Origin of the sequence: Paenibacillus sp. HGF5 (assembly GCF_000204455.1) — a bacterium.
In the GTDB taxonomy this organism is placed as follows: Bacteria; Bacillota; Bacilli; order Paenibacillales; family Paenibacillaceae; genus Paenibacillus_AQ; species Paenibacillus_AQ lautus_A.
In genome coordinates this window covers 1-12,850 of the sequence record NZ_AEXS01000097.1, presented here as the reverse complement: position 1 = coordinate 12,850, position 12,850 = coordinate 1, and the positions used below count along the sequence as shown (strand labels likewise).

The window sequence follows — 12,850 nt, the reverse complement described above, 5'->3', positions numbered from 1 at the left end:
GATAGCAATCGTCATGAGCTGCCCCGCAGATCGAAATGCTGCGGGGCAGCGTGATTTCGACATGGGATGAAAAAGGATTATGATCAGTATTCATGTATCAGACTTCAACGGAGAAGGCGGAATCATATTGGAGAAGCGAAGCGGTCCCCTTTGTCCCCGGATTTTTACCATATAACAAAGCGCAAAAAAATCGGGGGGCAACAGGGATCGTAAGTATGATCCGCACTCGAAGTGATGATTAAGCTTTTATTGAATCGACTACTAGGGAACTCAGGAGGGAGCAATCATGGGGAACATCAAAGTCACGGTATGGAATGAATACCGGCATGAGAGACATAATGATCAGGTAGCCGGCATATATCCGAATGGGATTCATCGTGCGATAGCGGATCATCTCGAACAGGTGGAAGGTTTGGAAGCAGCCACCGCCGTACTGGATGAGCCGGATCACGGATTGACCGATGAGCGATTGGCGAACACGGATGTACTGCTGTGGTGGGGCCATCTGGCACATGATGAGGTCCGCGACGACATTGTCGAGAAGGTTCGGCAGCGGGTACTGGACGGCATGGGATTGATCGTGCTGCATTCTGGTCACGGCTCCAAAATCTTCTCCAGGCTCCTTGGCACGAACACCGGGATGCTGAAATGGCGCGACGACGGCGAGATCGAGCGTTTATGGGTCGTTGAACCGAGCCATCCTATTGCGCAGGGGCTGGGTGAATATATCGAGATTCCGCGGGAAGAAATGTATGGAGAGCGGTTCGAAATTCCGGCGCCGGATGAGCTTGTGTTCGTCTCCTGGTTTGAAGGCGGGGAAGTGTTCCGAAGCGGGTGTTGTTACAGGCGCGGCAGAGGGAAGCTGTTTTATTTCCGTCCGGGCCACGAAATGTTTCCGGTCTACCACCAGCCCGAAATTCTGCAGGTGATTACCAATGGCGTGTTCTGGGCCGCTCCAGTTGAAGGAGCTAAAACGGCTTACGGGCGGGTGGCGCCCATCGCTCCTGTCGCACAATCCTAATGAGAGACCTAATATGAGGAGTGTTCTAACGATGAATAAATTTCGAATCGGCTTAATCGGTTTGGGCGGGATGGCGCAGGAGCACATCCGCTGGATGAATGCAGAGAATGTCTATCAGTTTGTGGCCGTGAGCGACGTCAACGGGGAAGCGGTGGCTAGAGTAGGCGATCAGCTGGGGATCGAGGACGGGAAACGCTATACGGATTTCAAGGATTTAATTGATGATCCTGACGTCGATGCCGTCATTTCGGTCACGCCCAACAACGTGCACGCTGATATCATCAGCGCATGCTTGCAAGCGGGCAAGCCTTTTTTGGCAGAAAAACCATTCACGCGAGTCTTCGAAGAAGCCATCTCCTTGCTGGAGTTGTATGAGAAACAGCCCGTTCCCGCCATGATCGGATTTACGTACAGATATACGCCCGCTTTTCGTTATGCCAGGGAACTTATCCGAACGGGCAAGCTGGGTACGATCCGTCATTTCTCCATTCAGTATTTGCAGGGGTTTGGCGTGCCGAACCAGCAGGTTCCCTATATGTGGAGATATAACAAAGCCATCACGGGGACGGGAACGCTGGGAGATCTCGGTTCGCATATGATCGATATGGCCCGTTTTCTGTTTGGGGAGTTCGAAGAAATTACGGCCCAGCTACATACCATCATCCCGGAACGCCGGGACCCGGTGACGGGAGCCATGGCCAAGATCGAGGTCGATGATTTTGCCAGCTTTCAGGCCCGGATGACCGATGATGTTATGGGCGTATTCCAGACGTCACGCAATGCATTCGGTTCAGGCAATCAGCATGAAGTGTCCATTTATGGCGACCACGGCACGGTCCACGCGAGCACATTGGATCCGGAGCGGGTGGTGTGGATTCGCGAAGAAGAGCCCGGACAGCTCGCCAGAACGGCAATGGAAGTGCCGCAGCATTGCAAAGTCAAGCAGTATGCCGATTTTGCCGCGATATTGCGGGGAGCGCATGCCGACGGAGTGCCCGGGTTCATGGACGGATACCGGAATCAAGAGGTGCTGGATGCAGTCGTCAGGTCAAGCGAGACCAAAACGGTGGTTGAGCTGGGCAAATCCATCGGCCAACGGATTCAGAGTTTGTCATAACATCTTGCCCATCCAAATATAGAGCGCCATCAAACTGAACAGAAACAGGCAGAAGTTAACGCCCACAAACAATCCGCGTTTAACCGGCGAGCGATGGAACTGAAAAGGGGTACGCAGTTCCCCCGTGCCTTCGATCAGGAACAGGATCAGCACCGTGTGAATGATCATATGGCCGATGACTTCTTTGTAACCGAATACAAGGCTTGTCATAATAAAAATGCCGGATACCAGCAGTGCCGTGAACCGGTTCATGATACCTACGATGAACGCCCATGCCAGTCCGATTTCAACAAAAGCGCTAATCATGACAAAATGCTCTATGGTAAAACCGAAGGTAGGAAGTCCATAGCTGCCCATAACCGTGCAAGCGAGCTCGGGAATGGTCAGCTTTTCCATGGCAAGCCAAGCGAGGGACATGCCTGTGCATATATACAAGACCGGGGCTGCCGTTCTTTTGATGGGAGTGCCGCACACAAACAGATAATAAACAATGCCGAGATAGAGCAAATAATCGATGGAATGAAAAAGACCGTAGGATAAGGACGCCTGAATATAGAGCAGGAGTAGGATGGCGCCGCTTACCGGCAAGGTGCGTTTATAGAGAAGGCACGCTGCGGCTGCGGATAGGCCGAGGATGATCCACATGGAATTGGTTCGGAATTCGGGGGCGAGGTAGGAGCCGCTCAGAAGCTGCAGCACCAGCCCGATCGCCAGCCCAATACGCAGAATCACCTCGGTGTGGGGCCTAAGCCTGTGCAGCCATCCGTGGATTCGCACGACGGGCCGCATCTTTCCCAAGGGATCGTGTATTGCGCATGTGAGCAACAAGATCAGCAATGTAAACGCTAACCAAAACAGGAACGTCAGCGTAACGATACGGGGAATGGGCAGAGGGACCCATTCAAAATTGTCCGTGAACCATTTGACATGAATATAGATGTTGCTAATCTTGGAGAATTGCATTACCATTCAATAAGTCCTCCCTTATCTAACTCTAGTCACCTATCCAAGATAATACAAATTTAACTAAAAAAGTATATTGTTGGATGAATATATCCCTCGTGATGATAATATTATCCTTTAGCGAGCATACCTAGGCCGCGTCTGATTTTACAGGCATAACAAACAAGCCGATCCTTCCGGATCGGCTTGTTTGTTATGCAACTATTCAATATACAGCTAACATTTTCAGGATAAAGTTTCAAGGGGGGTTATCTGATTTCACGCAAGAAGAACTCCTTCATCAACGGTTTGCTATAATGATGGGAGTAAACGGCTTAAGTAAGGGAAAAGGGTGAAGAAGATGAATGAAACGGAAACGGAATACATAAGGGAAACACCCACGATAATCGGGAAAGGACAAGGAGCGGTGCTCATGCTGCAGGGCACGGCTTCGGATGTAGGCAAGAGCATCGTAACGACCGCGCTGTGCCGTATTTTTCTGCAGGATGGTTATCGCACGGCTCCATACAAGTCGCAAAATATGGCGCTTAACTCCTACGTGACGCTTGATGGCAAGGAGATCGGCAGAGCGCAGGGCGTGCAGGCCGAAGCCTGCGGCATAGCCGCAACAACGGACATGAATCCGATCCTGATCAAGCCGATTAAAGATATGCATTCCCAAATCGTGATCCACGGCGTGCCCGAAATGCAGATGAGCGCGATGGATTACAGGACGCAGTTTCTGCCGAAGGCCAAGGGGATCGTCTTGGATGCGCTGGACCGGCTCCGGGAGAAATACGATATCGTGGTCATGGAAGGCGCGGGAAGTCCGGCAGAGATCAATCTCAAGGATCGGGATATCGTGAACATGAATTTGGCTGGATGGGCGGATTCTCCGGTCATTCTGGTTGCGGATATCGACCGCGGGGGCGTGTTCGCCTCGATTGTAGGAACGCTCGAACTCCTGGAGCCCCATGAGGCGGCCAGGGTCAGAGGGTTTATCATCAACAAATTCCGCGGGGATTTGGCGCTGTTGAAGCCGGGACTGGACTGGCTTGAAGAACGGACAGGCATACCGGTGCTTGGCGTCCTTCCTTACATTCAGGACATGCGGATCGAGGCCGAGGATTCCGTAGTGCTGGATGAGCTTCAATATCAGAGACAGGAAAAACGCGACCTTGATATTGTCGTTATCCGGTATCCGCGCATTTCGAATTTTACGGATTTTGATGCGCTTCGCTGGGAGCAGGATGTCGTCGTTCGCTTCGTCCAATCGGTGGATGAGCTCGGCACGCCGGACGTCATCATTTTGCCCGGAACGAAGGATACGATCAGCGATTTGGGGTTCATCCGGGATCGGGGCCTTGCGGAGGCAATTTTAAGATTGACGCAGACGCGGGATGTGCAGCTGGTTGGCATCTGCGGAGGATATCAAATGCTGGGCGAGCGGTTATCGGATCCGCATGCGGTGGAAGGCAGCGCACGGGAAGCGGCGGGACTTGGACTGCTGCCGATGCGGACAGCTTTTTCAAAGCAAAAAAAGACCGTTCGCGTAAGAGGGGAATTGTCACAGGAACATCCTCTGAAGCTCGTTTTATCGGATACGAAGGCTATTTCGGCAATAGGGGCCTACGAAATCCATATGGGCGTCACCGAAAGGAGCACGGAGCCTGGCGGATCAGAACACCGAACGTTGTTTTCGATTGAAGCAGATTCGAGGGATTCTTTGGAAGCCGGAGAAGATATTCAAGCATATCCTGAAGGTTTAGCCACCGCCGATGGACGCATCTGGGGTTGTTATCTGCACGGCTTGTTTGACAACGATGCCTTTCGCAGGTCCTGGCTGAACGGCATTCGGATAAATAAGGGACTGGATGCCATTTGGGAATCGTTCCAAGCGGAAGAACGCAAACTCGCAGAATACGACCGTGTGGCGGACATCGTGCGGAATCATGTGGATATGGAGAAGATTTATGAAATCATCGGCTGTACGCACCGAAAGCCATAAGGAATAGATCCTATAGTTTGGGCGATAGTGAAGAATAGGGGGATAACACCATGCGGGCGGCATGGTGTTATTTGCGTGGAGAGCGCGAATGGATCAGGTGCTATTTTAGAAAAAAGTTGATTAATTATAGGATAGGGGGGTATACTAATTTCAGAAACGGATGATAAGTCATCTTACAACATATCCAAGTGAATGGAGTGATAGCGCATGTTGAATAAGAAGGGTACTGTGCTAACCTTAACGAGCATACTTGCAATTGGATTAATGACATCATGCGATAATGCGAAGCAGGCCCCGGATACAGGCGGCCACGGCGGGAACCATAATCAGGAAGCCGTAAATCCGGAAGAGAACGGGCACAGTGGGCACGGAGGCGGGCATGAGACGGCCTCGAACAACTACCAGGCTGAATTTACATGGAATGAACCGGCAAGCGCAGGCACCGAAACAGAGTTAACGATTCAGATCACGGACAACAACGGTGGACCCGTCCAGGAATTTGAAGTCAATCATGAGAAGCTGCTGCATTTGATCATCGTGAATCGCGATTTGTCATTTTTCAACCATATCCATCCCGATTACAAGGAGAACGGCGAGTTTACCGTGAACACCACGTTTCCCGCCGGCGGCGAATATAAATTGATTGCGGATTTCGTGCCGAAGGGCGCTGGAGGGAGCACGCTCAGCGAATGGGTTCAGGTGGAGGGAGAAGAAGGAGAAACTTCGGCCATTGAGCCTGACTCCAGCCTGATCAAACAAGTCAACGGCAAGGAAATCGAACTGAGCCTGAGCAATGCCTTATCGAATGAAGAGACCGTGCTCACCTATCATATTCAGGATGCGCAGACGAAGCAGGGAATCAGCAATCTGGAGCCTTACCTAGGCGCGGTCGGTCATGTTGTCATTTTGTCCGCAGACGCCGAGAAGTACATCCATGTGCATCCTCTTGACGAATCTAGCACTGGTCCTAAAGCGGAGTTTGCGACTACCTTTCCGCATAGCGGCATCTACAAAATCTGGGGACAATTTCAGCATCAAGGTGAAGTGGTGACCGTGCCTTTTGTTATTGAGATAAAATAATTTTCGTTTAAGGAGTGATCGACATGACAGAGCCGTTGAAAATCTACACCATACCCACTTGCAGCGATTGCCATCATGCCAAGCGTTACTTCAAGGAGCAGCAGGTTCCGTACACGGAATTTGATTGCACGCAGAATCCGGAATATCCGGAAGAAGTGAGACGTCTGACTGGAAAACAGATCGTGCCTACGATCGTTATCGGCGACAACGTATTTATCGGATTTGCCGATAACTTTCAGGAAATCAGGGAATTGATTAAATAAGCAAGGTTCATGGATATAAAAAAAGAAGCATGGATCGGTCCTCGCCGGATGATCCATGCTTCATTTGTATGGAGGATAAGAATCGCTTCGCAGAGTTACTAAAGTTCGATGGAGGTCAGGTCGTACGTCGTCGCCAGTTCCTGCCGATGCCGATAATAGCTCTCTTCTTCCTGTTAAGACGATCGACGCTTACGGATCAGCTCAATCACGCTGGCGAAGTCGTCCCCGCCATAACCTTCCTCTACCCGACGTTTCATCAGTTCGAAAATCGGCGCGAATGTTTCGGCGCTGACGCCTTGTACCCTGCTGACCTCCCCGATGGTGTCATGAGCGGCTTGCATCGCAAGACTCGCATCCTTGGCGGAATAATCTCCGGTGTCGATCTGCTTCGCCATCTCAGGCAGAGTGGACATCATGGCCTGCAGAAAAGGCATCAGCAGCGAGGTCGTGAAGTCTGAAGCCTTCGCTCCTTCGGTGCCTGCAAGCGCCACGGCATGGATAAAACCGCCGAACATCCCATACATTCCGCTAAGCAGTGCCAAGTCATTCAGTGGGGCGAGGGCGGGATCAGGTCCCAAATAGTGACTTGTACCTAAGCTGTCCAAGACCTGTTCATACGTTCCGTACGCAGTCTCTGAACCGCTGTAGAGTATGACGGCATGTGGTGTGGCGATCAGGGAAGGGACGGCCATGATGCCGCCATCCAGATAATCGGCGCCCAGGCTACTCATCCACGTCTCCATGTTGCGGGCTTGCTCGGGAGTGCCGTTTGTCAGATTTACGACAACTTTACCGGAAAGCTTATCGCCTATGGGCTCCAGAATATGGCGAGCGACATCGTAATCTAGTACGCAGACGATCACGAGGGGGCTGGCGGCGATGGCATCTGCGATCTCCGTAGCGCCGGAGGCACCCAAGCCTACAAGTTCGGCGGCTTTTTCAGGCGTGCGGTTCCAGACGGTGGTGTCATATCCGCTGTTCACGAAGGTTCGGGCCAGCTTGGAGCCCATGGCGCCTAATCCGATCACGGTTACCGGAGCAAGGATAGAGCCGTCCGACTGCGCATCGTCATGATGATTAACATTAGAAAATCTCTTTGGATTTGTATTCATCGGTATAACCCCTTTCTGGGTTTGGGATGATACCCATCCTAAAGTATGACACTAGTGATAATGTCAAGAGAGACGATGATCATGAAAATGGATGCTACACCTTATAAAACGTAAATAATCAGGCATTGCGCGTCTAGAATGTTCGTTTTCAAGAGTTTTTTAATGGTAATTCGAAGGTGTAAATAATCAGTAGCGATGTTATTATATGGATTGTGTCTTTTTGCAGCAAATTTTTCGTCCACGCGCCGAGAGCCCATCATAGATTTTTGAAACGATTCCCAATATAATGCGTAACAATACTCACTGCTTTAGATGGAAGGGGTTGTCATCATGGATTATGGAATGAACGTTATTTGTTTGAAAAAAGACCGGACGGTGAGCTGGTGCAGATTGAAGAGCGGGCATGGACGATGAACATGGTCGCTGCGCTGGAGCACGTGAATTATATCGTCGCGGGCGGCAGGGAATATGAAACGATCGAAGGCAGATTAAACGTGGACACGGGCAAACTGGAGCTTCTGCTCGTTCCGATGCGGAACGATTAATTCTGTCCGAAAGGAGACATCATCTTGAGTAATGAAAAAGACAAAAAAGACCAGCCCGCTTCCAAATGGCTGACGCCGGAAGGCAAACCGATTCGAGTCTTGTCAAGCTCGCTCGGCATCGCCTTGTTGGCGAATGCGTTTTTGGTGTCGGGCGCGGCAGCGAAGGATCTCGCTTCGGAAGCGGTTACCTCATCCGAAGAGCCGCAGCTGGTATCCTGGTCGACGGAAGAAGTAAAGAAGTATTTTGACAAGAACGTGGACTGGAACATCCCGTTCCCTAGCGCAGAAGAATTCGAGGAAGAGCCGGCGGAAGGAGCATCTGCAGGATCAGGCGGGGGAACGACGGTAATCAATAACTATGGCGGCTACAATTCCGGTTTCGGCTGGGATGATCTGCTGCTCTACCACATGCTGTTCAACAACGGCTCCTACTATTCCTCCAGCGGATGGTACAACAATCATCGCGGATATTACGCGAATAACGGCAAGCCTTACAAACCCCGCACGTATTCGAGCGGTACGTTCCAGAACAAACCGGTGGTGAACTCCAATGTCCGTCCCAAGACCTCAACGTCCTCTTCAGGAACGATAACGCGCCGCTCCACATCGTCCAAGTCCGGCGGCATTGGCGGCAATTCCAGCGGCTTCAGTTCCTCGGGTTCGAAATCCAGCTCCAGATCCGGCGGTTTTGGCGGATGAGCCGCCAAAGCGTGTTTACCGTTTCGGGACAGCCTGACCCCAATCGGAATGGGCGGGTATCGGAGCTCGCAGAGCTTGGCTTTACCTGGGCGAATTTGGAAGGGGAAGCCTACTGGATAGATCAAATCGTCACTATACGTCAAGAGACCTATCGCGAGCTGGAAGAAGCCGCTGCGGTACTGTGGGCGACGCTGGACAAAACCGTACGTTACGTCCATCGCAACCATCATATTTACAGCTTGATCGGCATTCCGCCGATTCTATGGCAGATGCTGGACGAATGTCCGCTGCCGGAGGAAGGGTTGATCAGCCGGTATGCCAGATTTGACTTTGCGATTGCCCATGACGGCAGCATCAAGCTGCTGGAGCTGAATGCGGACACACCCACAGGGTATGTTGAGGCTTCCATTGCAACGCCGTGGATGTGCGCTCAGGCCGGCGTCTATTCTCCCAATGAGCGGATGCAAGAGCTGGTGGCACAAGCATGGGCGGCAGAGCGTCCGGATACGGCCGCATGCATTGCTTACGGCGAGCATCTGGAGGACTCCGGCACGATTGAAGCATTGGTCCGGCACAGCGGGCTGGATATCAAGCTGGTGGATTGTCTGGATCTATGGGTGGACGAAGGCATGCTGAAGGACGGCGAAGGCCGGGAGATTCACCGGATGTTTGCTCTTTATCCGAAGGAATGGATGTCCGTCGATGATGGCGGAGATGCGCTTGCCTATGCCATCGAGACGGGGCGACTCCAGCTGTTCAACTCGCCGCACAGCATTCTGCTGCAGTCCAAAGGCTTGCTGGCCGCCATGTGGGGCATGTATGAGCTGGGCCTATTGTTCGATGAGCAAGAACGCGAAGCGATCGTTAAATATATGCTGCCGACATACAACAAACCGGTGTTCTCCGGCAATTTCGTATCGAAGTCGATGTTCGGCCGAGAGGGTGGTTCTGTCAAACTGTACGACCAGACAGGACAGCTCGAGGTAGAGGATCAGGACGGATATGATACTAGCGTCATGTTTCCGACGGTCTATCAGAGGAGGGCCGAGCTGGCTCGCGTCGAGACGGCGGAAGGGGAATTTCATTTGCTGACGGGGTTGTTCGTCCTTAATGGTATCCCATGCGGATTGCTGGGACGGGCGGGCGGTTTGATTACGGGCAATTCGAGCCATTTTATCGCAATGGGAGTGAAATAAATGCAGTTGAAACAAGAGAAAAGGCAGCAAAGCGGTGCTCCGAAGGGAAAGAGGAAACCTCCGGTCGTCCTGGCGGTGCTTATCTTATCCCTTATGGTTTTAGCGCTGAGCGCATGCTCCGGCGGCAGCTCCACCGTGTTCCATACCGGATCGGAGGAAGTATCTTCAACCTCTAGTCGCGTGCCTTGGGACTATCGCATCATTGAAGGGACCGTCGGCGATTTGATTGGCGGCGACATGACCGTCCTGCCGGATAACGAGCTCCTGCCTAACGATAACAACTATGCTACAGGGGACAAAGTTTGGACGCTGCAATTCATGGACGCCGAGCTGACCACGGATGCGAATCAGCGCAACGATATCCGGTTATCGTCCTGGCAGACCATTAAGTCGTTCAAGGATAAAAAGACGGCGGAATCGGATTTGGCCAACCTGAAAGTGACCGTCAAAACCGACGTGAAGCTGGTTGGGGTATATAAAACAACGTACAAAAAAGACACCAGGCATTTTGCCGTTGTTGAGCTGCCGACGGGCAACCGGATCAAGCAGCCGATCGACGAGAAGCGTTATGCCGCATTGGAGAAGAAGGACACGGTTGATGTTGTATTGGAGGAAGTGCATGATTTCGCCGATTACGACTTGGCCTATGCAAAATTTCGGGGGTGGGCGGATTGACGGTCGTCATTAATATTGTTATAAGTGTGATCTGTATTATCGTGCTTCAATTGCTGGGCATGCTGATTTTCAGCTGGATGACCCGGTTTAACGACATGGAAGAGCTGAAAAAAGGCAATGTCGCGGTTGGTCTGGCATTTGGCGGCAAGTTTATGGCAACAGCTATTATTTTGGGCATATCGGCATATACGAATTCATCGATATGGCATATGATACTGTGGTTTGCCGTTGGATATGTATGCTTGATCGTTGCCTATTGGGTATTCGAGCTGGCGACGCCGGGTCTTCGAATTTCCGAGCACCTGCAAAAGGGCAACGTAGCGATCGGCATCCTGCTGGCCATGGTGTTCATCGGCACAGCCTTTGCGATCAGCAGCCTGATCATTTAGGCCGATTTGCACCAATGGGGAGAGGAGCAGGAGCGTGCACTTTTTTTCTGAGATTATCTTTGAAAATGATGCGTCTGCGTAAAACAACGATCAGCGTGATCGTGGTGCTGTTTGTGGTGCTTTGCTCGACCCTGGCATTCCTGCTGGAGCCGGAAACGTTTCACCATTGGTTTAACGCCCTTTACTGGGTGCTTACCACGATGGCCACCGTTGGTTATGGCGATTATTATGCAGCTACCGTGCCGGGCAAGATATTAACGATATTCATCTATATCTTCGGTATCGGACTGCTCAGTTTAGTGATCGGTAAAGTGATCGAATCGTTTGGAAGCATGCAGCGGCAGAGAGGAGCGGGCAGGTTGAACTTTAAGGGCAGCGGCCATGTCATCATTATCAATTGGAGCAAAAAAGCGATGTCCGCGATCGACGAGATTCTGTCGTATTCGCCGCAGTCCGAGATCGTGGTCATCGACGATTCCAGCCGGCATCCCGTGGAGCATCTCGAACAGGTGCATTTTGTAAGCGGCGATCCTGCATCGGATGACGTGCTGATGAGAGCCAACATTTTGGAGGCCAAGTCCGCCATTGTCTTCGCGGACGCCCGGATCGACGAATCGGCGCTGGTGGACGGCAAGTCGCTCCTGATTGTTTCCAGCATCGAGCGGATTGCGCCGGACGTACATACCACGGTGGAGATCATGCAGGAGAAGCATGTGCAGAATTTCCGCCACAATCAAGTAAACGAGTTTGTCCTCTCGCACGATGCCGTTTCCCGATTGGCGGTGCGGGCAGCGCTGCAGGAAGGAAACTCGGATGTGCTGATGCAGCTGCTCAGCCGCCAGCACGGCGACGATATTTACGAAGTGGCATTAAACTCCGCATGGAAGACCTACGGGGATGCATTTCAGGATCTGCTGCGGCAAGGAGCGACGCTGATCTCCGATCGCAGTGACCTCAGCATCAACCGCAAGCTCGATTTGCCGATTCCGCGGGATGCGAGGCTGTATGTGGTTTCGGACGAAGAGACCATTAACCGGATTTCCGGTAAGCTGGCTTGAGGGGCAACGAACATTTCATTTAAAGACCATGCTGTCTCACATGAACGGGTGAGGCAGCATTTTTATTGCGAAGCTGCCAATTACGAATTGACGTTTCGAAATCATATGGGTTTATATGGCTGCTTGATCCAGGTGGTCGGGGTAAATCGACTGCTTGACCTGCTGAATTCTCGGAAATGACACTTGGGTCAGCGGTCGGATGTCGAGGGTAACAGCAATTGACTCCTCGTTTGAGGGCTGTCGGCAGCCAAAGTGTGGGACATCCGTCGCGGATGGATGGACATATTCCAAAGTGAAAACGCCCCTGTTTAAAACAGTGGGCGTTTTTTCCTATGGGCTTCAGATCATGTCTCTTAGCATGTTCACACTGCTCTTCTCCAGCGCCATGGGAAACAGCTTCACCTTGCCGGGAGCTAACGATCGAACCTTTTCATATACGGCATCAGAGGCATAAACCTGATCGGATTGCTCGATCCGCTGCAGCAGGTCTTCCCGATGATCCAGGCCGGCCAGGCTGGCCCGAACCCCATCGATACCAGCTTCTTGAACACGGCCGGCCATCCACTGCGCACCTGCCTTCCCCAGGCAGACAAAACTGAGATGGCTGCCCGGTGTCAGCCGGGCAATATCAAGCAGGACCGACGTTTCCGCATTCGCACCAATAACGAATGCTTTTTTGTCGTATTTGCTGCACAGGGCCTTGACTTCGGAATCATGATTTAGCGTCGTGACAATGAGGCTCGAA

At 51.9% G+C, this 12,850-nt stretch carries 13 protein-coding genes and 1 pseudogene; 11 read left to right on the top strand and 3 right to left on the bottom strand.

What is annotated here, in order from left to right:
• Nucleotides 1-286: 286 nt before the first annotated feature.
• Both HMPREF9412_RS15480 and HMPREF9412_RS15475 read left to right on the top strand, forming a co-directional pair.
• Entirely contained in the window at nt 287-1,021 is a 735-nt protein-coding gene (locus tag HMPREF9412_RS15480; protein WP_009592639.1) for a ThuA domain-containing protein, read from the top strand.
• 31 nt (nt 1,022-1,052) lie between these two features.
• A complete protein-coding gene (locus HMPREF9412_RS15475) occupies nt 1,053-2,138 on the top strand; it encodes a Gfo/Idh/MocA family protein (RefSeq protein WP_009592575.1) in 1,086 nt (361 codons plus the stop codon).
• On the opposite strand, the gene HMPREF9412_RS15470 is transcribed toward HMPREF9412_RS15475, so the two are convergent.
• Nucleotides 2,133-3,107, bottom strand: coding sequence for a hypothetical protein (locus HMPREF9412_RS15470; protein ID WP_009592582.1), 975 nt, complete (start codon nt 3,105-3,107; stop codon nt 2,133-2,135). The two genes, HMPREF9412_RS15475 and HMPREF9412_RS15470, sit on opposite strands and share 6 nt — an antisense overlap.
• Nucleotides 3,108-3,513: 406 nt before the next feature.
• On the opposite strand from HMPREF9412_RS15470, the gene HMPREF9412_RS15465 reads away from it, so the two are divergent.
• From HMPREF9412_RS15465 to HMPREF9412_RS15455, 3 genes are all read left to right on the top strand, one after another.
• Nucleotides 3,514-5,088: a cobyric acid synthase gene (locus HMPREF9412_RS15465; protein ID WP_050802825.1), complete on the top strand. Its 1,575-nt coding sequence runs from the start codon at nt 3,514-3,516 to the stop codon at nt 5,086-5,088.
• 207 nt (nt 5,089-5,295) lie between these two features.
• Entirely contained in the window at nt 5,296-6,168 is an 873-nt protein-coding gene (locus HMPREF9412_RS15460) for a hypothetical protein (RefSeq protein WP_009592641.1), read from the top strand.
• Nucleotides 6,169-6,191: 23 nt separating this feature from the next.
• Nucleotides 6,192-6,431 (top strand): glutaredoxin family protein, encoded by a 240-nt coding sequence (locus tag HMPREF9412_RS15455; protein WP_009592566.1) that lies wholly within the window; start codon nt 6,192-6,194, stop codon nt 6,429-6,431.
• Nucleotides 6,432-6,604: 173 nt separating this feature from the next.
• Here HMPREF9412_RS15455 and HMPREF9412_RS15450 read toward each other — a convergent pair whose 3' ends face one another.
• Nucleotides 6,605-7,543, bottom strand: a complete 939-nt coding sequence (locus tag HMPREF9412_RS15450) for an NAD(P)-dependent oxidoreductase (RefSeq protein ID WP_009592564.1) — start codon at nt 7,541-7,543, stop codon at nt 6,605-6,607.
• A gap of 353 nt (nt 7,544-7,896) precedes the next feature.
• On the opposite strand from HMPREF9412_RS15450, the gene HMPREF9412_RS15445 reads away from it, so the two are divergent.
• The 6 genes from HMPREF9412_RS15445 (at nt 7,897) to HMPREF9412_RS15420 (ending at nt 12,105) form a co-directional block, all read left to right on the top strand.
• Nucleotides 7,897-8,088 carry a hypothetical protein gene (locus HMPREF9412_RS15445; RefSeq protein WP_009592628.1) on the top strand — a complete coding sequence of 64 codons (192 nt, stop codon included), beginning with the start codon at nt 7,897-7,899 and terminating at the stop codon, nt 8,086-8,088.
• A gap of 24 nt (nt 8,089-8,112) precedes the next feature.
• Entirely contained in the window at nt 8,113-8,787 is a 675-nt protein-coding gene (locus HMPREF9412_RS15440) for a hypothetical protein (protein ID WP_009592614.1), read from the top strand.
• Nucleotides 8,784-9,983 (top strand): glutathionylspermidine synthase family protein, encoded by a 1,200-nt coding sequence (locus tag HMPREF9412_RS15435; RefSeq protein ID WP_036672404.1) that lies wholly within the window; start codon nt 8,784-8,786, stop codon nt 9,981-9,983. The genes HMPREF9412_RS15440 and HMPREF9412_RS15435 overlap by 4 nt, the downstream gene beginning before the upstream one ends.
• Nucleotides 9,984-10,658, top strand: a complete 675-nt coding sequence (locus HMPREF9412_RS15430; RefSeq protein WP_009592620.1) for a hypothetical protein — start codon at nt 9,984-9,986, stop codon at nt 10,656-10,658. It abuts the gene before it with no gap.
• Entirely contained in the window at nt 10,655-11,047 is a 393-nt protein-coding gene (locus tag HMPREF9412_RS15425; RefSeq protein WP_009592598.1) for a DUF350 domain-containing protein, read from the top strand. The genes HMPREF9412_RS15430 and HMPREF9412_RS15425 overlap by 4 nt, the downstream gene beginning before the upstream one ends.
• 65 nt (nt 11,048-11,112) lie before the next feature.
• Nucleotides 11,113-12,105, top strand: coding sequence for a potassium channel family protein (locus tag HMPREF9412_RS15420; RefSeq protein ID WP_009592611.1), 993 nt, complete (start codon nt 11,113-11,115; stop codon nt 12,103-12,105).
• A gap of 339 nt (nt 12,106-12,444) precedes the next feature.
• Here HMPREF9412_RS15420 and HMPREF9412_RS32940 read toward each other — a convergent pair.
• Nucleotides 12,445-12,850, bottom strand: a pseudogene (locus HMPREF9412_RS32940) (GntR family transcriptional regulator); the annotation flags it as partial.

Coding starts and splice junctions, on each gene's coding strand:
- HMPREF9412_RS15455 (WP_009592566.1), top strand. CDS start 6,192: ATGACAGAGCCGTTGAAAATCTACACCATACCCACTTGCAGCGATTGC.
- HMPREF9412_RS15430 (WP_009592620.1), top strand. CDS start 9,984: ATGCAGTTGAAACAAGAGAAAAGGCAGCAAAGCGGTGCTCCGAAGGGA.
- HMPREF9412_RS15435 (WP_036672404.1), top strand. CDS start 8,784: ATGAGCCGCCAAAGCGTGTTTACCGTTTCGGGACAGCCTGACCCCAAT.
- HMPREF9412_RS15475 (WP_009592575.1), top strand. CDS start 1,053: ATGAATAAATTTCGAATCGGCTTAATCGGTTTGGGCGGGATGGCGCAG.
- HMPREF9412_RS15460 (WP_009592641.1), top strand. CDS start 5,296: ATGTTGAATAAGAAGGGTACTGTGCTAACCTTAACGAGCATACTTGCA.
- HMPREF9412_RS15450 (WP_009592564.1), bottom strand. CDS start 7,543: ATGAATACAAATCCAAAGAGATTTTCTAATGTTAATCATCATGACGAT.
- HMPREF9412_RS15420 (WP_009592611.1), top strand. CDS start 11,113: ATGATGCGTCTGCGTAAAACAACGATCAGCGTGATCGTGGTGCTGTTT.
- HMPREF9412_RS15480 (WP_009592639.1), top strand. CDS start 287: ATGGGGAACATCAAAGTCACGGTATGGAATGAATACCGGCATGAGAGA.
- HMPREF9412_RS15470 (WP_009592582.1), bottom strand. CDS start 3,107: ATGGTAATGCAATTCTCCAAGATTAGCAACATCTATATTCATGTCAAA.
- HMPREF9412_RS15465 (WP_050802825.1), top strand. CDS start 3,514: ATGCTGCAGGGCACGGCTTCGGATGTAGGCAAGAGCATCGTAACGACC.